23 protein-coding genes and 1 pseudogene are annotated in these 24,849 nt (G+C 67.3%); 8 read left to right on the forward strand and 16 right to left on the reverse strand.

The features are described 5' to 3' along the window. Nucleotides 1–103: 103 nt before the first annotated feature. The 4 genes from ACGLHR_RS19575 to ACGLHR_RS19590 all read right to left on the reverse strand — a co-directional run bounded on the left by ACGLHR_RS19575 (nucleotide 104) and on the right by ACGLHR_RS19590 (nucleotide 4,777). Nucleotides 104–985, reverse strand: coding sequence for a phosphatidylglycerol lysyltransferase domain-containing protein (locus ACGLHR_RS19575; protein ID WP_400095943.1), 882 nt, complete (start codon nucleotides 983–985; stop codon nucleotides 104–106). Nucleotides 986–1,002: 17 nt separating this feature from the next. Next, nucleotides 1,003–1,815: a TIGR03084 family metal-binding protein gene (locus ACGLHR_RS19580; protein WP_400095944.1), complete on the reverse strand. Its 813-nt coding sequence runs from the start codon at nucleotides 1,813–1,815 to the stop codon at nucleotides 1,003–1,005. 108 nt (nucleotides 1,816–1,923) lie between these two features. Next, nucleotides 1,924–2,694 (reverse strand): helix-turn-helix domain-containing protein, encoded by a 771-nt coding sequence (locus ACGLHR_RS19585; RefSeq protein WP_400095945.1) that lies wholly within the window; start codon nucleotides 2,692–2,694, stop codon nucleotides 1,924–1,926. Between the two features lie 265 nt (nucleotides 2,695–2,959). After that, the gene (locus ACGLHR_RS19590; RefSeq protein WP_400095946.1) at nucleotides 2,960–4,777 is read right to left on the reverse strand and encodes an acyclic terpene utilization AtuA family protein; all 1,818 of its coding nucleotides are present in this window, start codon (nucleotides 4,775–4,777) and stop codon (nucleotides 2,960–2,962) included. A 266-nt stretch (nucleotides 4,778–5,043) separates the two neighbouring features. Between ACGLHR_RS19590 and ACGLHR_RS19595 the strand changes: the two genes are divergently transcribed. Continuing rightward, the gene (locus tag ACGLHR_RS19595; RefSeq protein WP_400095947.1) at nucleotides 5,044–6,516 is read left to right on the forward strand and encodes a long-chain-fatty-acid--CoA ligase; all 1,473 of its coding nucleotides are present in this window, start codon (nucleotides 5,044–5,046) and stop codon (nucleotides 6,514–6,516) included. 208 nt (nucleotides 6,517–6,724) lie between these two features. Here the strand turns inward: ACGLHR_RS19595 and ACGLHR_RS19600 are convergent, their stop codons facing one another. Further along, the gene (locus ACGLHR_RS19600; RefSeq protein WP_400095948.1) at nucleotides 6,725–7,693 is read right to left on the reverse strand and encodes a DNA-binding protein; all 969 of its coding nucleotides are present in this window, start codon (nucleotides 7,691–7,693) and stop codon (nucleotides 6,725–6,727) included. 122 nt (nucleotides 7,694–7,815) lie between these two features. On the opposite strand from ACGLHR_RS19600, the gene ACGLHR_RS19605 reads away from it, so the two are divergent. From ACGLHR_RS19605 to ACGLHR_RS19615, 3 genes are all read left to right on the forward strand, one after another. Next, entirely contained in the window at nucleotides 7,816–8,994 is a 1,179-nt protein-coding gene (locus tag ACGLHR_RS19605; RefSeq protein ID WP_400095949.1) for a site-specific integrase, read from the forward strand. 364 nt (nucleotides 8,995–9,358) lie between these two features. Then, the gene (locus tag ACGLHR_RS19610; protein WP_400095950.1) at nucleotides 9,359–10,330 is read left to right on the forward strand and encodes a diguanylate cyclase domain-containing protein; all 972 of its coding nucleotides are present in this window, start codon (nucleotides 9,359–9,361) and stop codon (nucleotides 10,328–10,330) included. 104 nt (nucleotides 10,331–10,434) lie between these two features. Continuing rightward, on the forward strand, nucleotides 10,435–10,860 hold the full coding sequence (locus tag ACGLHR_RS19615; protein WP_400095951.1) for a hypothetical protein: 426 nt from the start codon (nucleotides 10,435–10,437) through the stop codon (nucleotides 10,858–10,860). Nucleotides 10,861–10,881: 21 nt separating this feature from the next. Here ACGLHR_RS19615 and ACGLHR_RS19620 read toward each other — a convergent pair whose 3' ends face one another. From ACGLHR_RS19620 to ACGLHR_RS19640, 5 genes are all read right to left on the reverse strand, one after another. Next, nucleotides 10,882–11,082 (reverse strand): hypothetical protein, encoded by a 201-nt coding sequence (locus ACGLHR_RS19620; RefSeq protein WP_400095952.1) that lies wholly within the window; start codon nucleotides 11,080–11,082, stop codon nucleotides 10,882–10,884. Between the two features lie 70 nt (nucleotides 11,083–11,152). Continuing rightward, entirely contained in the window at nucleotides 11,153–11,836 is a 684-nt protein-coding gene (locus ACGLHR_RS19625) for a glycosyltransferase (RefSeq protein ID WP_400095953.1), read from the reverse strand. Then, a complete protein-coding gene (locus ACGLHR_RS19630) occupies nucleotides 11,833–12,501 on the reverse strand; it encodes a class I SAM-dependent methyltransferase (protein ID WP_400095954.1) in 669 nt (222 codons plus the stop codon). Before ACGLHR_RS19630 ends, ACGLHR_RS19625 begins: the two co-directional genes overlap by 4 nt. Further along, nucleotides 12,498–13,544, reverse strand: coding sequence for an acyl-CoA dehydrogenase (locus tag ACGLHR_RS19635; RefSeq protein WP_400095955.1), 1,047 nt, complete (start codon nucleotides 13,542–13,544; stop codon nucleotides 12,498–12,500). The genes ACGLHR_RS19630 and ACGLHR_RS19635 overlap by 4 nt, the downstream gene beginning before the upstream one ends. A 32-nt stretch (nucleotides 13,545–13,576) precedes the next feature. Next, nucleotides 13,577–14,026, reverse strand: coding sequence for a PA2169 family four-helix-bundle protein (locus tag ACGLHR_RS19640; protein ID WP_318233450.1), 450 nt, complete (start codon nucleotides 14,024–14,026; stop codon nucleotides 13,577–13,579). A gap of 405 nt (nucleotides 14,027–14,431) precedes the next feature. Between ACGLHR_RS19640 and ACGLHR_RS19645 the strand changes: the two genes are divergently transcribed. Together ACGLHR_RS19645 and ACGLHR_RS19650 are read left to right on the forward strand one after the other, a co-directional pair. Further along, complete coding sequence (locus tag ACGLHR_RS19645) at nucleotides 14,432–16,708, forward strand: catalase (protein ID WP_400095956.1); 2,277 nt, start codon at nucleotides 14,432–14,434, stop codon at nucleotides 16,706–16,708. Nucleotides 16,709–16,720: 12 nt separating this feature from the next. Continuing rightward, a pseudogene (locus ACGLHR_RS19650) lies at nucleotides 16,721–17,383 on the forward strand (PIG-L deacetylase family protein); the annotation flags it as partial. Between the two features lie 54 nt (nucleotides 17,384–17,437). Here ACGLHR_RS19650 and ACGLHR_RS19655 read toward each other — a convergent pair. Then, nucleotides 17,438–18,247 (reverse strand): sulfite exporter TauE/SafE family protein, encoded by an 810-nt coding sequence (locus tag ACGLHR_RS19655; protein WP_400095957.1) that lies wholly within the window; start codon nucleotides 18,245–18,247, stop codon nucleotides 17,438–17,440. Nucleotides 18,248–18,402: 155 nt separating this feature from the next. On the opposite strand from ACGLHR_RS19655, the gene ACGLHR_RS19660 reads away from it, so the two are divergent. Together ACGLHR_RS19660 and cqsA are read left to right on the forward strand one after the other, a co-directional pair. Continuing rightward, a complete protein-coding gene (locus ACGLHR_RS19660) occupies nucleotides 18,403–19,254 on the forward strand; it encodes an AraC family transcriptional regulator (protein WP_400095978.1) in 852 nt (283 codons plus the stop codon). A gap of 220 nt (nucleotides 19,255–19,474) precedes the next feature. Beyond that, a complete protein-coding gene (gene cqsA, locus ACGLHR_RS19665) occupies nucleotides 19,475–20,803 on the forward strand; it encodes an alpha-hydroxyketone-type quorum-sensing autoinducer synthase (RefSeq protein ID WP_400095958.1) in 1,329 nt (442 codons plus the stop codon). A 7-nt stretch (nucleotides 20,804–20,810) separates the two neighbouring features. Here cqsA and ACGLHR_RS19670 read toward each other — a convergent pair whose 3' ends face one another. From ACGLHR_RS19670 to nthA, 5 genes are all read right to left on the reverse strand, one after another. Continuing rightward, on the reverse strand, nucleotides 20,811–22,157 hold the full coding sequence (locus ACGLHR_RS19670) for a sensor histidine kinase (protein WP_400095959.1): 1,347 nt from the start codon (nucleotides 22,155–22,157) through the stop codon (nucleotides 20,811–20,813). 131 nt (nucleotides 22,158–22,288) lie between these two features. Further along, on the reverse strand, nucleotides 22,289–22,885 hold the full coding sequence (ribA, locus tag ACGLHR_RS19675) for a GTP cyclohydrolase II (protein WP_043355124.1): 597 nt from the start codon (nucleotides 22,883–22,885) through the stop codon (nucleotides 22,289–22,291). A 176-nt stretch (nucleotides 22,886–23,061) separates the two neighbouring features. After that, on the reverse strand, nucleotides 23,062–23,475 hold the full coding sequence (locus ACGLHR_RS19680; RefSeq protein WP_400095960.1) for a nitrile hydratase accessory protein: 414 nt from the start codon (nucleotides 23,473–23,475) through the stop codon (nucleotides 23,062–23,064). After that, the gene (nthB, locus tag ACGLHR_RS19685; RefSeq protein WP_318233443.1) at nucleotides 23,468–24,139 is read right to left on the reverse strand and encodes a nitrile hydratase subunit beta; all 672 of its coding nucleotides are present in this window, start codon (nucleotides 24,137–24,139) and stop codon (nucleotides 23,468–23,470) included. The genes ACGLHR_RS19680 and nthB overlap by 8 nt, the downstream gene beginning before the upstream one ends. Beyond that, nucleotides 24,136–24,816 carry a nitrile hydratase subunit alpha gene (nthA, locus tag ACGLHR_RS19690; RefSeq protein ID WP_400095961.1) on the reverse strand — a complete coding sequence of 227 codons (681 nt, stop codon included), beginning with the start codon at nucleotides 24,814–24,816 and terminating at the stop codon, nucleotides 24,136–24,138. The genes nthB and nthA overlap by 4 nt, the downstream gene beginning before the upstream one ends. Between the last annotated feature and the right edge of the window lie 33 nt (nucleotides 24,817–24,849).

Genomic DNA, 24,849 nt, shown 5'->3' on the forward strand with positions numbered 1-24,849 from the left:
CGGTGCGCCGGTGTGAAGCCATGGTAGGGGTGGGAGCCGACAGGGTCTTGCGAGAACTGGCTGTGCTGCTTTGAGCCTTTGCGCGGCAGGTGCCGGAACTACGTCACCCCACCCGCAAGCGCGCCCTGAACTTCGGCAGCAATGCACTGGGCGCATAGGAAAGCTTGGTCTGCCGGAAGTTGTCCAGCCCCATGTCCTGCTCGAAATTCAGCCACGCCACCGGGCGTGGGAACGCCGTGCAGAAGTGATGGAACATGTACTGGTAGATGCCCTTGTAGTCGGCCAGGCCCTTGGCGAAGCGCATGGCGAAAACCGTCGGGCGGATCTCCTGCGCCAGCACGAAGCCCACCGGCTGGCCTGCCACCTGGTACAGGAAGCCTTCCAGGCCGAGCCGTTCGGCGTATTGGAGGGCCTCGCCGCAGGGCGTGTCGTCTGCCTCGCCATGCGCCTTGTGCTTGGCTTGCATCCAGCCTTCGTGCACGGCCAGGGCTTGGTCGGCTAGCCCCGGATGGTATGGGCGCGCAGTGACTGCGTGCGTGGCCAGCAGCTGCTTCATCAGGTTGCGCTTCTTGGCCAGCGTCGTGCCGCGATAGGCCGTGAAATTCGCCGCGGGATAGAGGTAGTCGGCGTCGGCGCGCGCTTCGGTCCAGGCGAAGATGGCGGGGTCGAGCCGTGCAACCTGTGCCGTGGAAAGCGGGAAAAAGCATGCGTGCTCGCGCAGCAGCACCTGCAGTACTTCAAGCGGCGCGGTTTCCAGCGCGAACAGCGGCAGCACGTGGCGCGCGCCGTCATAGGTCACGCCACTGATGTGGGGATAGTCGCCGCCGACATAACGGTAGGCATGGGCCTGCCGGAACAGGTACAGGTTGGCGAAGGCGTGCTCGGAGAGGCAGGCTTCGCCGGGATCGGCGCTGAGCCTGCGCAACGCTGCGTCGATCCCTGCGGCCAGCCCCGGGACCAGCGGCAAGCCAGCCGCGATGCGCATGGGAGCTGCGGTGCCGCTCACCCTGGCGAAGCCGTACGCAATACGCGCGTGCCGGCGGCCGGCCCGGTGGCGGGCGGCCCGGCGAAGCACTGGGCTTGCGCCAGCCATTGCTGGGCCGGGCCGGCGCTGTATTGCAGGCCGGTATCGTCCAGGTGGCGGCGCTGCGTGACCAACAGGCAGAAATCTTCCGCGCTGCCGCGCACGTAGTTGTCCGGCTGTGGTTCGTTCCAGGTCCACTCGCTGCCGTCTGGCGCGCTCAGCGCGACATGGGGCGCCGGCCCCGGCACCGGCTCGCCGCGGTTGACGAAGGTCCAGCCGTAGGTGGTCGCGCCGATATGGGCGATGTGCTTGAGGCGGGCGGTGGGCGCGCGGGCCCGGCCTACCGTATCCCACACGTCCTGGCCATGGGCCCAGGTCTCCATCAGCCGCGCGGTGGCAAAGCTGCGGGCGCTCATGGGCGGCCCGTACCAGGGCAGGCGGGCCTTGGGGTCGAGCGCGGCCAGCGTTTGCACCAGCCGCTCGTACAGCGGCTGCCAGTACGCCAGCAAGGCGGGGCCATCAAGGTGGCCGTAGGTTTCACGCGCCACCGCGCTGATATGCCCGCCCCCCGCCATCAGCGTGTTGAGCGCTTGCGCGCCGCGCAGGAAGGCTTCCGGGTCGGTGGCAGCCTGCAGCGCGGTCTGGTCGAAGTAGCACAGGTGGGCGATCTCGTCCCAGGCACTCCAGTCATGGAAGGCGCTGGGCTCGCGCCATTGCGCGGGGGTGAGCGTGGCGCAAAGCGCGGCCAGCTCGCGGTATTCGGCCAGCAGGTCCTGGCAGGTTTCTTTCATGGGAGGCATCCGGCTGCCGTTGGCGGCAGGCTTGGCGAGGGTCGATGGCTTCGATTCTGGCGCGCGGCGCGCCGTTGGTCTTGTGCAAAGTGGTCGCCGCCCGGCCAGCTACGCGGGGCGATAGGCGGTCATTGGCGGCAGGCCATGCAGCGCAAGCTTGCGCGAGCCGGCAAAGATGTCACGTGGCTTGAGCCCGTACACGCGGCGGATGGAGTGGCTGAAATGCGTGGAATCCGGATAGCCAGTATCCAGCGCGACCTCGGCCAGGTTGGCCTCCTGGGTGACGTAGTGCAGCAGGCTGCGGGCGCGCTTCCAGGTGCGGAAGGTGCGGAATGGCGTGCCAACCTCCTCCTTGAACAGGTGCAGGAAGCGGGAAAACGACAAGTTGGCGTCGCGCGCATGGTCGCTGGCGGCGCTACGCCCGCCTGGATCGGCCTTGATCTGGCGCACCGCCGCATCGATGCGCGGATCAAGCGAGCGCGGCACCAGCGGCTCGCCCAGCAACAGCGTGTCGAGCAGCCCGGCGTCCAGCTCGGGGCGCCGCATGCCGCGCAACTGGGCAATCAGGTCGCGCGCATGCTGCGCCACCCGCGGCGCCGCCAGCGCGCCGCCCGGACCGCGCAGCAGCATGGGCAAGCCGGACATGTTGACTGTTTCGGGCTCGATCAGGAAGCCGCACAGGCTGCGGCTATCGGAAGCAATGCGGTGCGGCACGTAGGGCGGCACGAAGGCAATTTCGGCGGTTTGCCACTCGCCATCCGCCACGCTCAGGCGAAACGGCGCGTCCAGCGCCACATAAAGCAGGATTGCGCCGATGGAGCGCACCGAGGGCGCGCCCAGCAGGCCCACGTAGAGCACGCGGTCGGGGTCGATCCACATGAAGCTTCCGCTCGGGCGCCCGCACGGCTGGCCCGTGGCATCCGGTGTGCATGGCAAAACTGGCAGCATCTGGGTCTCACTGTTCGCGGCGCCGCGAATGGCTCATGTGGCCAACGGCTGGCGCCTGGTTCGGCAAGAAGAGGCGCGGGCAGCCGCCCTGCGGCATTGCGCGCCTGCGTCATCATGCCAGCGAAGGCGGCCGAACAGCCGCCGGATGGGGGTTTATCCCGATGCCCGCATGGCGCCCGGGGCATCAGGCGCTTGCTCAAGCGCCCAGTGCCCTCGCCAGCGCCGGCGGCACCCGCACCGGCATGGCCAGCAGGACCTGTCCCATCCCCTTGCCCAGCGGATCGTTGCGCAGCGAAGCCATGCCGCCGCCGCCCAGCGCCTGCTCGCACAGGAAGTTGAAGGCGCCGATGCCGGGCAGGGCGTAGCGCGTCACCCTGCCCTTCACGTTGTGCGCGAGGAACGCGGCCACCGCGGCCTCGGTAAGCTGCGCTTCGATCAGCGGCAGGTAGGCGGCGTCGCGCGCGATGATGCCGATGTTGGAGAAATCGCCCTTGTCGCCACTACGGCCGTATGCCAGCCGGATCAGGGGTACGTCGACCCAGTCCGCGCCGGGCTTCGTGGCGGTCGATGGCGTCGATGCGCCGGCTGGCTCAGCAGCCGGCACATCGGTCCCGGAGACGAAAGTCGCCGGCAGCGGCACCGGTTGCTCGTCGAGCCAGACGGCGGGCTGGACCAGCGTTTTCGCCACCAGGAAGGGAAACTGCTTGATGGCCATGCTGACCGAGGGCCGGCCTCCGACGCCGGTGGTGCCGGGTGACCAGGACGTGCCTGCCGGCGCGATCTCGCGTGCGAACAGCTCTAGCGCGCGCTTGTCCGGATGCGTCACCGCCAGCCACATCACCGCCTCGAACAAGGACGGTTGCGGCACATGCGGGCCAAAGGCGGCGGCGGTGCCGAGCACGTCCAGCCGGGTTTCGGTGAAATCCGGCAGCCCGGCCCGGGCCAGCATGGCGCGGGTGCGCTCCAGGAAAGCCTCGCCGCTGCGGCGCGCCTTGCGCACGGCATCGAAGCCCACGATGGTCAGTTGCGCCGAGCAGCGATAGCCGTCGGCATAGGTGGCCGACACCTTGTAGCTGGGCGTGGGCGCGCGGCCCCTGGCACCCTGCACTTCCACCAGGTCCGGTCCGGCCTGGCGCAGCGTCACGCCGGTGAAATCGCAGATCACGTCGGGCAGCAGGTAGGCGGCGGGATCGCCGATCTCGTACAGCAACTGCTCGCCGACCGTGGCGGGGCTGACCAGCCCGCCGGTGCCGGGCGGCTTGCCGACCAGGAATGTGCCATCCGCCCGGCAGGTCACCACCGGATAGCCGATATTGGCCCAGTCCGGCACCTGCTCCCAGTCGGTGTGCAGGCCGCCGGTGGCCTGGCAGCCGCACTCGATGATGTGTCCCGCCAGGCTGCCCGCGGCCAGCAGGTCGTAGTCGGCGGGGCGCCAGCCGAACTCGTGCATCAGCACGCCGAGCGTCACAGCGCTGTCCACGCAGCGCCCGGTGATCACGATATCAGCGCCGGCATCCAGCGCAGCCCGGATCGGCACGGCGCCCAGATAGGCATTGGCCGTCAGGATGCGGGCCGGCATCGCGGCGCCGCTTTGCATATCGCGCGTGCCGGCCTCGCGCAGCGCGTCGAGCTGTGGCAGAAGGTCGTCGCCATCGACCACCGCCACCCGCACCGTCACGCCCAGTTCCTCGGCCAGCTTGTGCACCGCCGCCGCGCAGGCCCGCGGATTCACGCCGCCGGCATTGCTCACGATGCGGATGCCCTTGGCCATGGCGGGCTTGAGCACCGCGCGCAGGGCGCCGCTGACAAAATCCAGCGCAAAACCGGCTTCCGGGTTCTTCAGGCGCGCCGCCGCCAGCAGCGACATGGTGAGCTCGGCCAGGTAGTCGAACACCAGGTAGTCGATGTCGCCCTTGTCCACCAGCTGGACCGGGCCGATCGCGCTGTCGCCCCAGAAACCGGAGGCACCGCCTATCCGCACGTGTTCCTTGCCCTGCCGACTTTGCTCGCTCATGGACGCGCTTCCCCTTTTTGTCTCTGTCATCGATTGCCGTTGTCATCGGCGAGTCATGGCTCGCCGGGCCTCGCTGGCACGATAGCGAGCCGCTGGCTCGGTGTCTTGCGTCAATTGGCTTCGGCACCGCGTGCGCTCCGGCGGATCCCACATATGCAAAGTGCAAATCGTTATTTCCAAAAAAGAGACGCCGGCTTTATATTCGACCGCTTTCGTCGGCGTGCCTTGCCTGCCGGCGCCCCCACCCCCGCTGTTGGAGCATTGCCTTGAGTCACGTCCTTACGCTGGGCGACACCCTTGCCTGGCCCGCGCGCTACCTGCCGCGCAAGACTGCGCTGGTCGCCGGCATGGGGCCGAGCCGCCGCAGCTGGACCTATGCCGAGCTGGATGCGCAGGTGAACCGCCACGCCCACGCGCTGCTGTCCATCGGCGTGGGCCATGGCGATGTGGTCGCGGCTTTCCTCTACAACACGCCGGCGTTTGTCTTCAGCATGCTGGCGGCGGCCCGGGTGGGCGCGATCTTCAACCCGATCAACTACCGGCTGGCCGCCCAGGAGCTGGCCTTCATCCTCGAAGACGGCAAGGCCAGCGCCCTGCTGTTCGAGCAGGAAGGCTGTGCCGTGGTGGAGAAAGCCCGCGAGCTCGCCCCTGGCACGGCGCGCTGGATCTACGCCGACCCCGAGCCGGCGCCGGCTTTTGCTACGCATCACCTCGCCACGCTCGCCGCGGGCCAGCCGCATGACGCGCCCGGCATCGTCGTGGACGAGAACGATCCTTGCATCCTGATGTACACCAGCGGCACCACCGGCCGCCCCAAGGGCGTGCTGCACACGCACCGCAGCAAGCTCGCGCACAACGCGATGATGCATCAGGTCATGACGCTGTCGCGCGAGGACGTCGGCTTGTCGGTTGCGCCGCTGAACCACACGGCCGAGCTGCACACCAGCTTCCTGCCGCGCCTGCACCTGGGCGCCACGCAGGTGCTGCAGCGGCGTTTCGATGCCGGGGAGGCCTGGCAACTGGTCGAGGCCGAAAAAGTCACGCACTTCTTCGCCGCGCCGACCATGGTCGGCATGATGCTCAACCACCCGGACGCCCACACGCGCGATGCGTCATCGCTGCGGCTGGTGGAGTACGGCGGCGCATCGATGGCGCCGCACCTGATCCGCGAGTGGGACCGCGTGGTTGGCGCGGGGCTGGTGCAGGTGTACGGCACTACCGAGATGGGGCCCTGCATGTCCGTGCTGTATCCGCACGAGCAGCTCAGCCACGCCGGCTCGGCCGGCCTGCCCTCGCTCAATCACGACCTGGTGGTAGCGGTGCTGCGCGAGGATGGCGCCCCGACCGATCCGGCGCAGCCCTGCACGCCCGGCGAAGTCGGAGAGATCCTGGTGCGCGGCCCGTGCATGATGGCCGGCTACCTGAACCGCCCGGACGCCAACGCGCGCGCCCTGGCCCACGGCTGGTACCACACCGGCGACCTCGGCAGCCTGGATGCCGACGGCTACCTGTGGGTGCGCGATCGCATCGACTACATGATCAACTCGGGCGCCGAGAACGTGTATCCGCGGGAAGTCGAGGATGCGCTGATCGAGCACGCTGCCGTGCTGGAAGTGGCGGTGATCGGAGAGGCGGATGCTACCTGGGGGCACAAGCGGCCGCGCCGGTATGACTTCGTGGATGCGCTGCCGAAGACTACGAGCGGGAAGATCCAGAAGCATCTGCTGCGGGTGAAGTAAATGTGGCGGGCCACATGCCTGCCACGCCCCGGCGTGCCCGGCATTCGAAACGGCAATAGATTAGTCAATAAGAATCAATAGCTTAAGTCCATATATTTACCGCATGATCTTAGAAATTCCGTTGCGGAATGACTGTAGAGAATTTCTTTGAAATCAGCAGGTTATGCGGGAATCAAAAAGCTAGATCTAACATTAAGAACAGGCCGCCCTACACCTTGAAGCGCGGAGGCCGCGCGGGCCGGATCGGCCGCGCTTTGCGCACCGGCGGGCGCACTGCCCGCGCGACATCCGGATCCGGCTCGCCCCGGTTTTCCAATAGCTGCCGGTACTCGGCCAGCAAGCCCTCCTGCTGCCTGACCCGCTCATCCAGCACGGCTGCGGCATTCCCTGCCTTTGCCAGTTCTTCGGCCTGCCGCCCCGCGGCTTCGGCCGCATCCGCCAGCTTTTTCTGGGCGGCCTTGCGCTCGTTGTCCATCTGACGCTGGCTTTCCCGCAGCGCCAAGCGCGCCGCGTCCAGTTCCAGCGCCATGCGCCGCTCGTTGGCGCCAGAGCGATCCGCCATGGTTTCGCGCTCCTTGTCCCAGGCGGCGCGCTGGCTAGCGGTATCGCGCAGCAGCGCATCTTTCTCTTCCTGCGCGCGTCGCAGCGCGGCGCGTACGGCTTCGTTTTCCGCCTGCTGCGCCACCAGTTGCTCCTCGGCGCGGGCGGCGCGTTCGCCGGCTTCATCCCGGGCGCGTGCCAGTTCGGCCAGCGCGTTGTCGGCGGCTTCCAGCTTCGCCATCAGGATGGCGCGCTCCTGCGCCAGCGCGGCTTGCTCTGCCGCCAGGGTTGCCCTCGCCTGCTCCAGTTCCGCTTCCCGCGTGGCGTAGCTGGCAGAAACGATGGCCCGGGCCTCGGCTTGCGCCACATCCCACAAGTACCGCGCGGCCTGGTTCACCGGCTCGGGCAGGTTCGCTGGCGCCGCAAACGCCTGCGGATCCTGCAAACGGGCGCCCAGCCCGGCAAACCAGGCATCCAGGTGCGGGCTGACGGTATTTGGCGAGCCGCGCCCCAGATGCAGCCGGATCCGTTCGATGGTTGGGCGCTGGCCGGCCAGCAGCAAGGCATCGGCGGCTTGCCAGACGTCTTGCTGGGTGATGGAACGGGAGCGCGTGGCGGGCAGATTGGCGTTTTGCATGGTCCGGGCAAGTTTTTGGGCGGCTTTGGCCATCGCCACCCGGATAAGGCATGATAATGAATAGTTATCGTGCCTTATCGTTTATTGGTGTATAATTTCATACAGCATACATCATATTTATTATGATTTCTCGCAAACTGCCTTACCTGCCCGGTGGAACGGCCGAAAACCCGCCAAACCGCCACGATTCATCCAGCCTGACACCTGTTCATGCCGATTTCCCCGCGCCGCTCCGCCCGTCCGAACTCGATCCGCTTGGCCGCCAGGCCGCCGAAGCGCTGTACCGCGAAGGCGAATCCGCCAACACGGTGGCCAGCTATCGTTCCGCCTTACGGTATTGGGCAGGCTGGTTCGCCCTGCGTTACGGCCAGCCGATCGCCCTTCCCTTGCTGCCGGCGGTCATCATCCAGTTCGTCGTAGACCATGCCACGCGAACCACGCCCCACGGCCCTGCGAGCGAATTGCCGCCGGCGATCGACGCCGCACTGGTCGCTAGCGGGCGCAAGGCGCGCACTGGCCCACCGGCGTTAGCCACGCTGATGCACCGGCTGGCCGTCATTGCCAAGGCGCATCGGCTGGAGAGCCTGGATAACCCCTGTGCAGACCCGGCCGTGCGTGAACTGGTGGCCCGCACGCGCAGAGCCTATGCCAAGCGCGGCGAGCGTCCGGCGCGCAAGGCGGCGCTGACGCGTGAGCCGCTATCCCGCCTGCTGGAAACCTGTGACGATTCGCTGATCGGGCTGCGCGACCGTGCGCTGCTGCTGTTCGCCTGGTCCAGCGGCGGCCGGCGGCGCTCCGAGGTGGCGGGCGCCACCCTGGCCAACCTGACGCGCCTCGCGCCGGGTGAATTCGTCTATCAACTGGGCTGGTCCAAGACCAACCAGGCCGGCGCAGACCTGCCGGACAACGCCAAGCCGGTCATCGGCGCTGCAGGCGCGGCGCTGGAGGCCTGGCTGAAGGCGACAGGGCTTGACGAGGGCGCGATCTTCCGGCGCGTCCGCCGTGGCGGGCATGTGGGCGAAGCGCTGTCCGACGCCGCCGTGCGCAAGATCGTCAGGCAGCGTTGCGAGGCGGCCGGGCTGGAGGGGGATTTCTCGGCGCACTCGTTGCGCTCGGGCTTTGTGACCGAGGCGGCGACGCGCCAGGTGCCGATGGCCGAAGCCATGGCCATGACGGGCCACACCAGCGTGGCTACGCTGGTGCGGTATTTCCGGGCGGCGGACGCCCGGCGCTCGGTGGCGGCTGACCTGATCGGTGTGTTGGACGAACACAAAAGCCGGGACGAATGCCAGGACGAATAACAGGACGAATAACAGGACGAACAATTCCAGAACGGATCCCAAGCCGATCCGCAATGAGGCGCCGCCAAGCTGATTTGCTCCCTGGATGACCGGGACGCCATGGCCGATGCGCGGCGCGAGGCGGAGGAGCGCGAATATCAGGCGCGCTTGCCGGAGCCGGAGGACTACCGCTCGCGCTACCGCAATCTGCGCGACCAGCAGGCGCGGCTGCTGTGCTGAGGACACGGGCATCGTCGAATGCCTGTCTGAATCCCGGAAGTCATTACAATCCGCGCCTGGCGTGCCGATATACATGCGGTGCGCGTGCAATCGCAGCCCGAGAGCCCGATGTCGCACACTATCTCTTGCCAGTAGCCGAACGCCTATGACACCGCCCTCGATCCCGGCCAACGAACAGCTTCGGCTGGATACGCTGCGCTCGCTGAATATCCTCGATACCTCGGCGGAAGAACGCTTCGACCGCCTGACCCGGCTGGCGCGGCGCCTGTTTGGCGTACCCATTGCGCTGGTCAGCCTGGTTGACGCCAACCGCCAGTGGTTCAAGTCCTGCATTGGCTTGTCCGCGACGGAATCCCAGCGGGAGATCTCGTTCTGCGGGCATGCGATCCTCGATGACGGCATCCAGATGGTGCCTGACGCGCTGCTCGACGAGCGCTTTCACGATAATCCGCTGGTGACGCACGATCCAGGCATCCGCTTCTATGCGGGCTGCCCGCTATCGGTGGCCAACGGCAGCAAGCTGGGCACGCTGTGCCTGATCGACGTGCAGCCCCGGGAGTTCGGCGAGGAGGACCGCGCCTTGCTGCGAGACCTGGCTCGCATGGCCGAGCAGGAACTGACCGCGCTGCAACTGGCCACGATGGACGAGCTCACGCTGCTGTCCAACCGCCGTGGCTTCTCGGCGCTGGCGCAACACGCGCTCAATGTGTGCAAGCGCCTGGACAAGCCTGCGACGCTGCTGTTCTTCGACCTGGATGGTTTCAAGAGCATCAACGACCGCTTCGGCCACGCCGAGGGCGACCGCGCGTTGTCTGTCTTTGCCGGCCAACTGCGCCAGTCGCTGCGAGACTCCGATGTGATCGGCCGGCTGGGTGGGGATGAGTTCGTGGCGCTGCTGACCAGTACCGATGCCGCGCAGTGCAACGCCACCCTGGCACGCCTGGAGACGGCCATCGATGCGATCAATGCGCACGCGGCGCGAGGCTATGACATCGCGTTCAGCGTCGGCACCGTCGAGTTCGATGCGCAGCGCCACGACGACACCGACGCGCTGCTGGCCGAAGCCGACAACGCCATGTATGCCAACAAGGCATCCCGCAAGGCAAGCCAGCGCTAACCCTAGGTTGCTGCCAAGCTACGCGAGCGCCGCCACGCCCGCCCTCCTGCCTATACTGACAAGCGGGCCGCAACCGGCCCCACTGGGCCGACAAGAAAAGGAGAATGTCTATGCCTCACGAACAGTTCCTGGCCAAGCAGGAGGATCGCCGCAGCGGGCTGCGCGCCTTGCGGGCCGCGCTCTTGAAGGTGCATAAGGAAGTGATCGCGCTGAACCGCACGGAGTACGAACGCTTGCATGGCCCGATCCCGGCCGGGCTGTTCGTGCAGGTTGTGACCGAGGAGACCTATTTCCGCTGGCTGGACCCGCTCTCGCGGCTGATCATCGAGATCGACGAAGAGCTGGAAGCGCCCGAGCATCACGATGAAACCTGCAAGGCGGTGGCCGCGGCCACCGAGAAACTGTTTGGGCCCGACAGCGATCCAGCGTTTCGCGACCGCTACCAGCAAGCGCTGCAGGACGAGTCCGGCGTGATCGTGGCGCACGGGCAACTGATGAAAGTCGTCGCGCAGTTGCGGCAACTGGTCTAGCGAGGCGGCTCGGCGCTCCGGCTACTTCGCAGGGCGGGTGACGCGTCCGTGGTCCACCGAAATCGGGTCGCTCGCGGGAAAGGTTTCCCTCAGGGCTTCGTCGAGCTCGTCTTCCACGTGATCGTCCTTGCTGCCCTGCGATGGCTTGGCCTTGGGTGGTGCGGGAGCCTTGTGGGGCGTCTTGTGGGGCGTCGGCGCTGCAGGCTTGCTCGCATTGGTCATGGCCATATCCCCGGACGGGTGAGTGTGACTTGATCTTAGAAGGCTTTTGGGCGGCATGCCAATCCTGCGCTTATGCGCAAGCCCCGGCAGTGCCGGACTCCGGCGTGTCGGCAAGCGTGCGCAGGTAGCCGGCGAAGCCGTCCCGCACCCGGGCGTGCCGGCGTGCGCTGGTCACCACGCGCGGTGCCGCGCTCCACGCAATGCTGGCGCCGCAGGCTTGCAGCGCACGCACCAGCGCCACGTCCTCGCTGCTTGGCAGCGAGCGAAATCCGCCGCAACGCACATAGGCATCCGCCGCTACCCCCAGGTTGGCGCCGTGGATGTGCTGGTGGCCATCCCTTTCGCGGTAACGCTCCTGGTAGCGCTGCCGCACCCGTTCCGGATTGTCCTGCCAGTCTTCCACGCGCACGCAGCCGCAGACGGCGTCGGCGCCGAGTTGCACCTGGGTGCTGAGCCAGTCGGGCGAGACGATGGTGTCAGCATCGGTAAACGCCAGCCATCGCATGCCCAGCGCCAGCGCATGGGCCGCGCCAGCGGCGCGCGCCATGCCGACATTGCGCGCGGCAATGCACAGCGTCAGCACGCCGTGCTCGGCGGCAATATCGGCCGAGCGGTCATGGCACGTATCCAGCACCACGATGGCCAGCACGGCTTCGCCGCGCAGCCCCGGGCAGACGGCCGCGCGCGCCACGGCCTGCAGGCAGGCCGCCAGGCAGCCCTCCTCGTTATGCACCGGAACGATCACGCCAATCACGCGATGCCCTCCCGGCTTGCCACTGAACGACCCTCGTGCATCCAGGCCTGCATCAGGAAATCCGCCTCCGTATGGGTGGCGATGCATTCCAGGCCGGCATGTTTCGCCAACAGTTCGTGGGCGCGCTCAGGCGAAACCAGGCGCTCGGTGAACGGGTGCCGCCAGTGACAGGCCAACAGCAGGCCGCCGGGTGCCAGCGTGCGTCGTACGCGGCGCGCAATCTTGGCGACGGTGGCCTCGGGCAGGTAGTAAGCAAACTCGCTGATGACGATCAGTTCGAAGCTACCCTTGGGCCATTCCTCGGGCACGCGCATCTGCATCACGCGCACGTTCATGATCCCCGCGAGCCGGGTCCGCGCGGTTTCCACTGCGCGGGGATGCATGTCTGCGGCCAGCATGCTGTCGCAGCGGCGGACCAGCACCGCGCTGAGCTCGCCGTTGCCGCAGCCGGGCTCAAACGCGGAGCGGTAACGCGGCCGGTCGAGCATGGCCAGCATGAGTCCGCGCCTGCGGGCTTCGTACCAGCTGGTGCGGTAGGACCATGGGTCGTCGCCGCAGGCGTAAAGGGCATCGAAGTGCGAGGCGAGGCCCGAGGCAGCAGTGGCGTCGGGTGCCGGTGCCAGCGCATCGTCGTGCTTGTCTGCCGGTAGCGTAGGGAAAGTCATGGCGCTACCCCTAGGCAGGATGGATCCAGCCCGGGCATCACGGATAGCCATGGCGCCCAGCCGGCGTCGCTGCCTTGCCCGGGCGCAGCCAGGCCGGTGCCGAGCGCAGCCAGGTCACGCTCGGCGTGGCTCTGCCGCAGGAAGACCGGCAGGTCGCAGAAACGCGCGGCCAGCGCGGCGTCTCGGCACAAGGGCCCGGCGCCAAGGGCGCGGCCGGCGTGCGCCATGATATCGGTGGCAGCCTTTTCCGCGGCAAGCCGCGCGCGCTGGACCACAGTTACGGCATCGGCCGCGGGGTTCGCGTCAATCCAGGCCGCGGTCTCGCGCAGCATCGCCCAGCCCCCGCGCAGGGCAATATCCGCCGCACCAAAATGCGCGGCGGCATGCGCCTCGGCGCGCCGCGCCACCAGCGCACGCAGGGCGAGCACGAAGGGAACCGCCGCGCCGAGCCAGCAAGCGGCGATGCCCGCGCCGCCGTGCCAGAAGCCGGGGCGGCGCAGGTAGGCGCCGGATGCCCCGAGTTGCCGCGCCGGCGTGCCGTCAAGCACAAGGTCGGCAGTGCGCGCGGCTGTCATGGCCGGGGAGCGCCACGCGCCCTCGTCGGCCGCGATGCCGGGCGCATCGAGCGCGAGCACGGCCAGGCACGGCTGCTCGCGCGCATCCCAGCAAGTCAACAAGGCATGGGTGACCAGCGGCGCGCCCGAGCACCATGCCTTGCGTCCTGAGAGCACAGCGCCACCGTTGGCGCCGCCGTCCGCGTGCAGCACCACGCGCGCATCCGGCGGCTCCGCGGCCCAGACCGCCCAGCGCGTCCCGGGCGGCGGCTTGGGCCGTCCAAGCTCCGCCAGGATGGCAAGCGCATCGGCGTGGGCTTCGAACAGCTTGATCAGGCAGACGTCTTGCGCCGCCACTTGCGCAAGCGCCATCCACCTTTGCCAGGTGTTGCCGGCGCCGGGCAACGGCATGTCGCCCGCCTGCTCTGTCAGGCGAAAGAACTGGCGGGCTACATCGCCATCGGGGTCACGCGAGGCGCTGGCTGTCATGACGAGCCTGCCGTGCCGGATGCTAGCTGGCCTCAGGCTGCGCGATAGCGGTTGCGCAGGTCGCGGATCAGGTCGTGGTTGCGCAGCACGCCCTGGTACTGGCGCTCTACCAGCGCACGGATATCGAAGCTCAGCTCGGTTTCCTGCAGTGCGTCGGCGTACTTCTTCTTGGCCACGTCCTCGCCCTTCTCGGTTTCTTCCAGAATGGCGAGATCGTTGCGGTCGGCCACCGCCGTGCGCAGGCTGACCCAGCCGCGATGCAGCGCGCCGGCCACGCTGCCGTGTTCCTCGGGCTTGCCGCCGAGCGCCGCCACCTGTGCCTGCAATTCCCTCACGCTGGCGGCGATTTCCGTGGCACGGCTGGTGAAGAGCGACTTGAGCTCAGGATTCTGGGCATCTTCCGCTGCCTTGAGAAAGCCTTGCTCGCCGTCGCGCGAAACTTCGATCAGGTCGTTCAGTACGGAGATATTCTTGTCAGCCATGTCAGCTCCTTGCAGAGTGTTCAAAGAGAGTGTTCAAAGGTTCAGGGATTCAGGACCTCAAAATGAATGGCGCCGTGAAGACGACAGTCGATGAAGCGGGCCTTGGTGCGGGCGCGGTGATGCGCCCTGCCTTGCCACCCCTCCACCTTACGAAAGCGCGGCCCCGCCGGCTGTAGGGAGGAAGCGCGACGGTTTGTCGGTGCCGGCCTACAGCAGCCCGGTGACGTGGGCGCAACCGCACACAAATGCCGGCACAAATTACATCTCCATGAAAATTCCGCGTGCCTTGCCCGGCAAGGACCAGCCGGAGCGCGCCTGTGCATGCCGATGCGCCCTTGGCACGCTCTCTGCCTTGGATCAGTCTTTGCTGCTCTCTCCTGCTGACACTTGCCCAGGACTCTCGCCATGCCAAAAACGCCCTCTTCCAAAAAGACCGCCGCCACCGCCATCAAAAAGCCCACGCCTGCCAGTAGTGCTGACGCGCCGCAAACGCTCACGGGCGCTTGCACGAGCGATGTCACGCAAACTGCCACGCGCGCAGCCACCGGGGCCGATGCCGCGTACGACCGCGCCGTGAAAGAGCGGCTTGCTCCCCAGCCCAAGGCCTTGGGCTCGGACACGGTCGGCAACGTGGTCTCCAACGAGGATCGCGTGCTGACCACCAACCAGGGCATGCCGATCGGCGAGGACGACAACTCGCTGCGCCTGGGCGCACGCGGCCCCACGCTGCTGGAAGACTTCCTGCTGCGCGAGAAGATCACCCACTTTGACCACGAGCGCGTCCCTGAACGGGTGGTGCACGCGCGCGGCGCCGCCGCGCATGGTTACTTTGAGCTGCATGAATCGCTGGCGGATTTCACCACGGCCGATTTCCTCCAGCGTGTCGGGGCGCAGACGCCGGTGTTCGTACGCTTTTCCACCGTGGCGGGCTCGCGCGGCTCCGCGGACCTGGCGCGCGACGTGCGCGGCTTTGCCGTCAAGTTCTATACGCGCCAAGGCAACTACGACCTGGTCGGCAACAATATGCCGGTGTTCTTTATCCAGGACGCCATCAAGTTTCCCGACTTCGTACACGCGGTGAAGCCGGAGCCGCACAACGAGATCCCGCAAGCGGCGTCGGCCCACGATACGTTCTGGGACTTCGTCTCGCTGCAGCCGGAGTCGATGCATATGGTGCTGTGGACCATGTCGGGCCGCGCCCTGCCGCGCAGCTTCGCCACCATGGAAGGCTTTGGCGTGCATACCTTCCGCCTGATCAATGCCGGGGGGCGCGCCACCTTCGTCAAGTTCCACTGGAAGCCCGTGCTGGGCGCGCACTCCCTGGTCTGGGACGAAGCCCTCAAGATCAATGGCAAGGACCCGGACTTCCACCGGCGCGACTTGTGGGAGTCGATCGAGAACGGCGCCTTCCCCGAGTATGAATTCGGCGTGCAGCTGGTGCCCGAGGAGGACGAACACAAGTTCGGCTTCGACCTGCTTGACCCGACCAAGCTGATTCCCGAAGAGCTGGTGCCCGTTCGCCGCGTGGGCAAGATGGTGCTGAACCGCAACCCGGACAACTTCTTCGCGGAGACCGAGCAGGTGGCCTTCCACCCCGGGCACCTGGTGCCGGGGCTGGATTTCACCAATGACCCGCTGTTGCAGGGGCGGCTGTTCTCCTACCTGGATACGCAGCTCACGCGCCTGGGCGGCCCCAATTTCCACGAGCTGCCGATCAACCGCCCACTGTGCCCGGTCCACAACAACCAGCGCGACGGCTTCATGCGCCAGACGGTGGTGAAGGGACGCTCCAGCTATCAGCCTAATGGCGTGGGCGGCGGCTGCCCGTTCCTGGCTGGCGAGACCGATGCGCATCTGGGCTATGCGGAACAAGCCGCGCAAGGCGCCGCCAAGGTGCGCCGGCGCAGCGATACGTTCTCCGATCACTTCTCGCAAGCCAACCTGTTCTGGCGCAGCCAGACCGATACGGAAAAGGGCCAGATCGTAGATGCCTACACCTTCGAGCTCTCCAAGGTGGGACTCCCGGAGATCCGTGCCCGTGTGGTTGGCCAGCTGGCCCATATTGCGCCGGAGCTGGCGGCTGGCGTGGCAAGCAAGCTCGGGATTGACGTGGAGCCCGTGGGCAAGCCCGCCGAGATCGATGATTACGACCTTGCCGCTTCGCCGGCGTTGAGCCTGGAGTCGCAGCCCAAGGGCGACATCCGCGGCCGCAAGATTGCCGTGCTGGTCGCGGACGGCGTGAGCGGTGCTGCGGTGGCCTCGCTCAAGACGCGCGCCGAGAAGGCAGGGGCATCCGCCAAGGTCATCGGCCCGCGCGCCAATGGCGTGACCTCCGCCGAAGGCAAAACGGTGCCGGTGGACCACGCGTTGTCCTCTGTGGGCTCCGTGTTGTTCGATGCCGTCTATGTGCCGCAAGGCGAGGTCGACGCCCTGCAGGCCGACCCCGCCGCCCTGCTCTTCATCTGCGAGGCCTACAAGCATTACAAGCCGATCGGCGCGGGTGGCAGCGGCGCGGTGCTGGTTGCCGCCGCCGCGCGCGCGGCCGGGATCGACGGCGGCTTTGCCGGTCCGGGCGTGGTGCTCGCCAAAAAGGAGGGAGAGGCCGAGCACGATGCGTTCCTGGAAGCCGTGGGTGAGCATCGCTGGTGGGCGCGCACGGACGCTGCGCGCGTCATGGCCTGAGTAGCCGGCGCCATGTGCGATACGGGCCCGCCAGCGCTGGTGATCTCGCCCCACCTTGACGACGCGGTATTCAGTTGCGGCGCATGGCTGGCAGCGTGTCCCGGCTCCATGGTGGTCACCGTGCTGGCGGGCCTGCCACCCGCATCCGTGGCAGCGCCGCCGTGGGACGCGGGTGCGGGCTTTGCCAGCGCGCGCGAGGCGGTGCTGGCCAGGCGCGAGGAAGATCGCACCGCGCTCGCCATGCTGCAGGCAACGCCGCTCTGGCTGGACTTTCTCGACGGGCAGTACGGCGTGCCAAGCGCGCTGGCGGCGCTCGTGCAAGCGTTGTCAGAGGTCGTGGCGGCACATCCGGATGCGCCGGTGCTCGCGCCCGCGGGGGTCTTCCACAGCGACCATCTCCTGGTGCACGCCGCCTGCGCGCAGGCATGGGCCGGCAGCCGGGAGCGGGCCTGGCTGTTCTAAGAGGATGCGATCCACCGCCGTACCCCCGGGCAGCTTCAGCGGCAACTGGTGAACTGGCATGCAGCCGGCGTGGCGGCTACGCCGCAGACGCCCCTGCGCGAGCCCTCGCATGCGGCCCGCAAGGCCCGCGCGGTGGCCGCCTATGCCAGCCAGTTGCCGCTGTTCAGCGGCGCACAACTGGCCGATTTATCCGCGCCCGAACGCTACTGGCGCGATGGCTTGCTAAGGATTGCGCTTAAGCGCGCGCGTTCGGCTTCAGGCTTGCGCTTACTTGAACAGCATGCTGACCATCACCAGGGCCAGCAGGCCGAGATAGACGCGCGCATGCACCCGGTCGGGGATGCGCCCGGCCAGCGGGGCGGCAAGGCGGATGCCGGCCAGGGAGCCGAGCGATAGCAACCCGAACGCGGCAAGGTCGATGTACCCCAGATAGCCGCTGCCCAGCGCCACCGGCTGGTACCACGCCATGGCCACGTAGGCCAGGGTGCCCGGCACGGCAATCGGCAGGCTCAAAGGGTTAGCCATCGCCGTGGCTTGCGTCATGCTCAGGCCGCGGCGGCGTAGCAGGGGCACGGTCATGACGCTGCCACCCACCCCGAGGAAGGTGGCGACCAGGCCGATCGCCAGGCCGCCCGCCACCGTCTTCGCCTGCCCGAGCCGCTGGGGCGAACCCTCCCCGGCGCGCGAGAGAAATCCCCGGCGCGCCAGGCAATCGAGCAGCGTGACGCCAAGGTAGGCCACAAAGGCAAGGCGCACCACGTCACTGCTCGCCAGCGTGGCGGCGCCGGCGCCCATGACCGCGCCCAACCCGATAAATCCCGCCAGCGGCCATACATAGGGCCACAGGATGTTGCCCGCCAGGCGGTGCTTGCGTGTGGCGAGCGAGGCGCTCAGGATCATCACCGCCGTTGAGGTCGCTACGGCTATGTGCATGGCGGACTGGCCTGGCGTGTGCGCGTCGGCGGCGCTCAATGCGCGGTAAAGCAAAGGCACCACCACAAACCCGCCGCCGAAGCCGAACAGCACGGTGGTCACGCCTGTCAGGCAGCCGAACAGGATAAAGAGGAGATAAAGCATCGCAGAAGAGGAATGGGTTCCAGGTCAGTCCACGATACGTGCGGTTGGCATGGCCAACTTTCGAAGATTGGTCAATAATGTTTGTGTTTCAGCCATTGAGGCTTCTGACATTAGGCCATTTGGCCGTTCCACCCCTGCCGCCGCCCTTCCCCTCCATGCTCAACGTCCGGATCGACGACTACGACCACGTGCCCAGGCCCGTGGTTGCGATCGGCACCGACTACCCCAAGGGCTACCTGCTGCCGCGCCACGCCCATCGCCGCGCGCAACTGCTCTATGGCGCCACCGGTGTGATGCACGTGGCTACGCGCGATGGCAACTGGATCGTTCCGCCGCAGCGCGCGGTCTGGATTCCGCCGGGGATGGCGCATGAGGTCACGATGCTGGGCGTCAGCACGCGCAGCCTGTATATCGAGCCCGGCGCCGTGCCCGGGCCGGGCGACACGTGCCAGGTGGTGGGGATATCTGCCTTGATGCGGCAGTTGCTGATTGGCGCGGTAGAGATGCCCGCGCATTACGATCCCGACGGCCGGGACGGCGCACTGGTCACCCTGCTGCTACACGAGATCGCGGGCTTGACGGCGCTGCCCTTGCATATTCCGCTGCCGCGCGATGCGCGGCTCGCGCCGCTGTGCCACGCCTTTCTCCGGCAGCCCGACACGCATGATTCGCCGCAGCGCTGGGCGCTGGCGCTGCATATGAGCAGCCGGACCTTCAGCCGGTTTTTCCGCGAACAGACGGGCATGGCGTTCTCGGCATGGCGCCAGCGCGCCTGCGTGGTCCTGGCCCTGTCACGGCTGGCCGCCGGCGACGCCGTCACCCGCATTGCCCTGGATTTCGGCTATGACAGCCCGGCGGCATTCTCGACCATGTTTCGCCGCGTGCTGGGCCACGCCCCAACTGAATACTTGCAGCTGGGCATGGGCAGCCAGCCCGCCGCCGCTAAGCCGCTGGCCGCCGCATTGCTGCCTGCCAATTTGCCCGTCGAAGCCCTCGGCCACATCTAGGCGTGGCATCGCCGCGCCATTTGTATGCTACGGAACAAGGCGAAATCCCAGACACGCGTCAGAATAGGCTGTCGGCGCAACATCAGACGCGCAGCAGGCTGCCCTCCCGCCCCGGAACCTATATTGCAAACAAAGGACGCGGGGAGCACCTGTATTGCCTCGACCTATATCGGCCGTTTCGGCCATTTTCTTTAGTCGGAGTACTTCAAAGGGGAATGTAATGAGCAATATGGAAGCGGGTTGCCTGCAAGCTAGCCGTACGTCGCACCAGGCCGCCGCCGCGGTGGCGGCCTGGCCGGACTTTGTCACCGCGCGGGTGGCGGGGCACGAGGTAGAACGCGTACAGAAGCGCTGGGGGGGCAGCCACCTGCTGCACGGCCGGCAACCCGGGCCCGACGCGGTGCATTTCTCTAGCAACGACTATCTTTGCCTGCTCGGCGAAGACAAGCTGGTGCGCGCGCAGACGGCCGCCATGCGCGGGCCGGATAGCGAGTTGCTGATGTCGGCGGTGTTCCAGTATGGCGACAATCCCACCAGCCGGCTGGAGCGCAAGCTGGCGCAGTTCAGCGGCGCCCAGGACAGCATCCTGTGCCAGTCCGGCTGGGTGGCCAATGTGGGCCTGCTGCAGAGCATTGCCAACGAACGCACGCCGGTCTACCTGGACATGCTGGCCCATATGTCGCTGTGGGAAGGCGCCCACGCTGCGCGTGCCCGTGCCGTGCCGTTCATGCACAACGACGCCGAGCACGCCGAGCGCCAGATCCGCAAGGACGGCCCCGGCATCATCGTGGTGGATTCCGTCTACAGCACCAATGGCAGCTTGTGCCCGCTGACCGATTTCGTCGAAGTAGCGGAGCGCACCGGCAGTGTAATCGTGGTTGACGAGTCACATTCTCTCGGCACGCACGGGCCTGGCGGCGCCGGCCTGGTGGCGCAGCTCGGACTGTCGAAGCGGGTTCACTTCCAGACGGCCAGCCTGGCCAAGGCGTTTGGCGGCCGTGCCGGCCTGGTGACCTGCCCGTCGTCGTTCAAGGGGTACTTCGCGGCAGAATCGCGCCCGGCCATTTTCAGCTCGGGGCTGCTCAGCCATGAACTGGCCTGGTTCGACGCCGCCACGGATTTCATCGTCGGGGCGGACGATCGCCGCAGGCAGCTGCACGCGGTATCGGCTCACGTGCGCCGCGCGCTGTCCGGGCTGGGGTACAACGTCTCGGCGGGATCCGAGCAGATCATCGCGCTGGAGTCAGGCACCGAGGAGCAGACGCTCGTATTGCGCAATGCCTTGCAATCGCGCGGCATCTTTGGCGCCGTCTTTTGCGCCCCGGCCACCGCGCGCGACCGCGCGCTGATGCGGTTGACCATGCATGCCCACCTTACCGCCGTGGAAATCGATCGCCTGATCCAGGTCTGCGCGGAAATCCGCGATGAGGTGAACCTGGCCGGCTGGCGCTCCACCCAGCGCAAGCCACGCACGCCCGTGGCGCGCCCGCCGATGGCCAGGCAGACCGCGCTGCAAGCCAGCCTCGAAGCGCTGCACGGCACGGCCTGAAGCAGGCTCAGCTTGCCGCGCCGCCGCCCGGGCCGGGCTTGGCAGCCGGGAACTCGAGGACGAACTCCGTATATTCGTGCTCGACCGAGCTGCAATGGATCCGCCCATCCCAGGCCTCGAGGGTCTCCCGGCAAAAAGCCAGGCCGATGCCGGTTCCCTCGTTGCGCGGATAGGTGTGGAAGCGCTTGAAGATGGACGGCAGTTCGCGCTCAGGCACCCCGGTGCCGGTATCGCGGAAAATCAGCCGGTTGCGCCGGGTGCCATGCTCCAGCCGCAGCCGGATATCGCCGTGCCCTGCTCGCGCCAGCGCGTGCAGCGCGTTCTTGATCAGGTTGAACAGCACCATGACCATCAGCTTCTGGTCCGCGTGGATCAGGAAATCCTCCTCCAGATCGGCGCGCACCAGCTCCCGCTGGCCGGCTTCGAACGGGTAGCGGGAGAGCGCCTCGTCCACCGCCTGGCCCAGCAGGAAATGCTCGCTGGGCCCGTGCAGGGTCTTGGCGCGCGCATTGACCAGCAGCACGTCGATGCCGTGGTTCATGCGGTCGACCTCCAGCTGGATCCGCGGCAGCGCATCCTTGAGCAGGCCAAAATGCGCCCGTGGCAGGTGCAGCGAGTTCTCCGGCGTCTCGTTTTCCTCATAAAAGCGGATCAGCCCCGGCAGGTACCGGCCCATGCCGAGCGCCGTGGAGCCGATGCTGCGGATCGGCGTGCGCAACTCATGGGCCACCGTGCCCAGCGCTATCGCCATGCCGTCCAGCTTTTCCTGGATCAGGATGCGCTGGTCGATCTTCAGCACAGCGATGGTACAGATGGTGAAGCCGATGATCGGCAGCTCCATCGGCCAGTTAACCTCAAGCATTGCAGCCGGCGGCGGCGTGACGAAGTTATAGACCAGCCACGCCATGGCCGTGCCCACCACCAGGGAGGTGGCGCCACCCAGCCAGCCGCTGAAGTTGAAAAGGATGATGACGGCGATCACGAGCGACTGGGACCAGACCAGGTTGCCGTGATTCATCAAATACATGTAGACGAAGAAAAACGACAAGCTGTACGTCAATGTCGCCAAAAAATGCGCAGGAAGCCATTTCTTGTCGCGCAGGTCGCGCGAGACGATCAGCGGCAGGCACAGGACCATGGCCACCAGCCGCAGGGCCAGGCTCTCGTAAGGCTGGGGAAACCAGAATTTCCAGATCAGGTAGAACGCCGGGTAGCCCGTAAAGGCGAGCCACCCCAGCAGGCGGATGCGCTTGACCTGGGCTGGCTGGCGGACATCGAGATGGACTTCCCTGGCAAGCACCCGGCGCAGGCGCATCGCGCTTTCACCGCAACTGCGTTGAATCTGGGCAAGCATGTTGAGAACCGGCTGATGGCTGATGGTGGCAACGATGCGAAAGTGTAGCCGGATACACCGGCCTTTTTCCCGATCTTGTGCGCTTTTCGTAGCTTAGGCCGGACTCCGCCATTGGCTTGCCGCGCCCGGTTTCAATCCAGCAGGTGCCCCATCCGCTCGCGCTTGGTCTCCAGGTATTTTTCGTTCTCGGCGTTGGACGGCACGATGTGGCGCATCTGCTCGACCACCTTGATGCCTGCGGCTTCCAGCGCCTGCTTCTTCTTCGGATTGTTGCTCATCAGCCGGATCGACTTGACGCCCCACTGGTGCAGCAGGTCGGCCGCAAACGCGTAGTTGCGGCTGTCGATTTCCTGGCCCAGCGCCAGGTTGGCGTCGACCGTGTCGAGCCCGCCGTCCTGCAGCGCGTAGGCGCGGATCTTGTGGCCCAGGCCAATCCCGCGCCCTTCCTGGCCGCGCAGGTATAACAGGATGCCGCGGCCTTCCTCGGCGATCTTCTTCATGGCCAGGTCGAGCTGCTCGCCGCAGTCGCAGCGGCACGAGCCGAACACGTCGCCGGTCAGGCATTCGGAATGCAGGCGGGTCAGCACGGCCTCGCCGGTGATGTCGCCGACGCTCAGCGCAAGGTGTTCGATGCCTGAAACGGCACCCTTGAAGGCGTGGGCGGTAAATTCGCCAAAACGGGTCGGCAAGCGGGCCGAGCCGATCAGCTGGATCTCTGTGTCGTTCATGTCAGTCGGAGTTTGGCGCCGGCCTTGGCGGCGCGGCATCGGGGCGCTTGATAGCGTCTAGTCCGCTACGGTAGCACGAGCGGGGCCGGATCGCTGGCGGGCAAGTAGCCGGGAGCCCGCCAGCGGCGTGTCTTTGGCCTGAAAGTCGCGTTCAAACCTGCCCCTCGGGCACCTTCTTAGTCGAGCTCGATCGGCTGGCCGTGGGGCGTGCGCCGGGCCGCAGCGTCCCACGCGTCGCGCCTGTCCAGCAGCGCGGCGCCGTCGACCATGCCCTTGGCAGCCGCGAGCCGCTCCAGCGCGGTCAGCCAGAAGCGGTAGTAATGCTCGCCATTGTCTGGGTCCCCGCCCGCCTGGGCTTCGCGGATGACCTGGGACAGGGTGGCCGCCCATTCCGTCCAGGTAAAGGCCTCGCGCTCATGCAGGGCGAGCGCCAGCGCAAAGGCCTGTGCTTCCCACGGCTCACGGAAGACCGGGCCGGTGCTGTCGCAAGGCAGCGCCGGCAGCGCTGCCCGGATGGCCTGCAGGTTCGCCGGCGCGGTCGATGCGGTCGATGCGGTCGATGCGGTCGATGCGGTCCTGGGATCAACCATGGGCCACCTCCGCCGGGTCAAGGTAAGACTCCCAGCAATCCGCGCAGACCGACGCCGCGGTGGTGTCGGCGCCCCACAACTCGGTAGCGGCAAAGCGCACGGTGTAGAGCCACTGCGGCTGGTCGCCCGCGCCGGCCGCGCTGGCGTCCGGAAACACATGGGCGCCATGCACTGCCACGATCTCGCCTTGCCGGCCGCGGCAATAGCGCGGCAGCCGGGTGTGGCCGGCGGGATGCATCTGGCGGGTGCGTACCCGGTCACCCACATGGAAGCGGGCTTCTCCGGGCGCTGGCCGGGCGCTGGGCGTGCCGCGCGCCAGGGCCGGGGCCACCTGATCCGCGCCAAGGATGCGCGCGAGGGGCAGTGGCGGCGCGGTGGATGCGCCGCTGGCGATTTCCTCCGCGCTGGCCAGGCCGGTCTTGACCAGCATGGCCTTGAGGCCTTCGAACCAGATCTGGTAGTAGCTGCTGCCAAGGTACTGCGCCGGAGGCAGGCTTTCACGGGCCGCGCGCATGGTGTCGATGTTCCACTTGCCCACCGCACCCATGGCGAGCGTGAGCGCGAGCATGCGGCGCTCCCAGCCGGCGTGGAACACCGGCTCATCGGGTTCCGGGCGAACCGGGCCGAAGCCCTGCATGCCGCCAAGGTCCTGGCCACCGTTCATTGCCTCTCCCCTGCCGTTGCCGGCGTGGTCACATCCGGCAGCAGCCCCGTGCCAATCATCGAGTCGCGGCTCACCAACTCCGCCAGCGCGTCCTCGCTCCAGCCCTCGGTGCCGGCCGGGCGCATGGGCAGCACCAGGTAGCGCAGCTCGGCGGTGGAGTCCCACACCTGGATCTGCACCGCCTCCGGCAGGGTAAAGCCAAAATCGCGCAGCACGCCGCGCGGGTCGATCACCGCCCGGGCACGGTAAGGCGCGGACTTGTACCAGACCGGCGGCAGTCCCAACACCGGCCAGGGATAGCAGGAGCACAGGGTGCACACCACCATGTTGTGGGTAGCGGGCGTGTTCTCCAGCACGATCATGTGCTCGCCCTGGCGGCCGGTGAAGCCGAGCGAGGCGATCGCAGCCGTGGCGTCGGCCAGCAGCCAGGCCTTGTAGGCCGGGTCGGACCAGGCCTTGGCCACCACGCGCGCGCCGTTGCGTGGGCCGATGTGCTGCTCGTAGGTCTCGATCAGGACATCCAGCGCGGCCGGGTCGACATAGCCCTTCTCTACCAGCAGGGATTCCAGCGCACGCACGCGCAGGTCCATCTCGGAGAGCGTGCTGCCACCGTGGTCATGGTCATGGCCATGGTCGTGCGAGGGAGCGGCTGGCGAGTCGGAAGAGTCTTGGCGCATCGGTGTTCTGGGAGATCGTTCGGGGATCGTTCT

This window comes from Cupriavidus sp. CuC1 (assembly GCF_044627735.1).
Classification (GTDB): Bacteria; Pseudomonadota; Gammaproteobacteria; order Burkholderiales; family Burkholderiaceae; genus Cupriavidus; species Cupriavidus ulmosensis.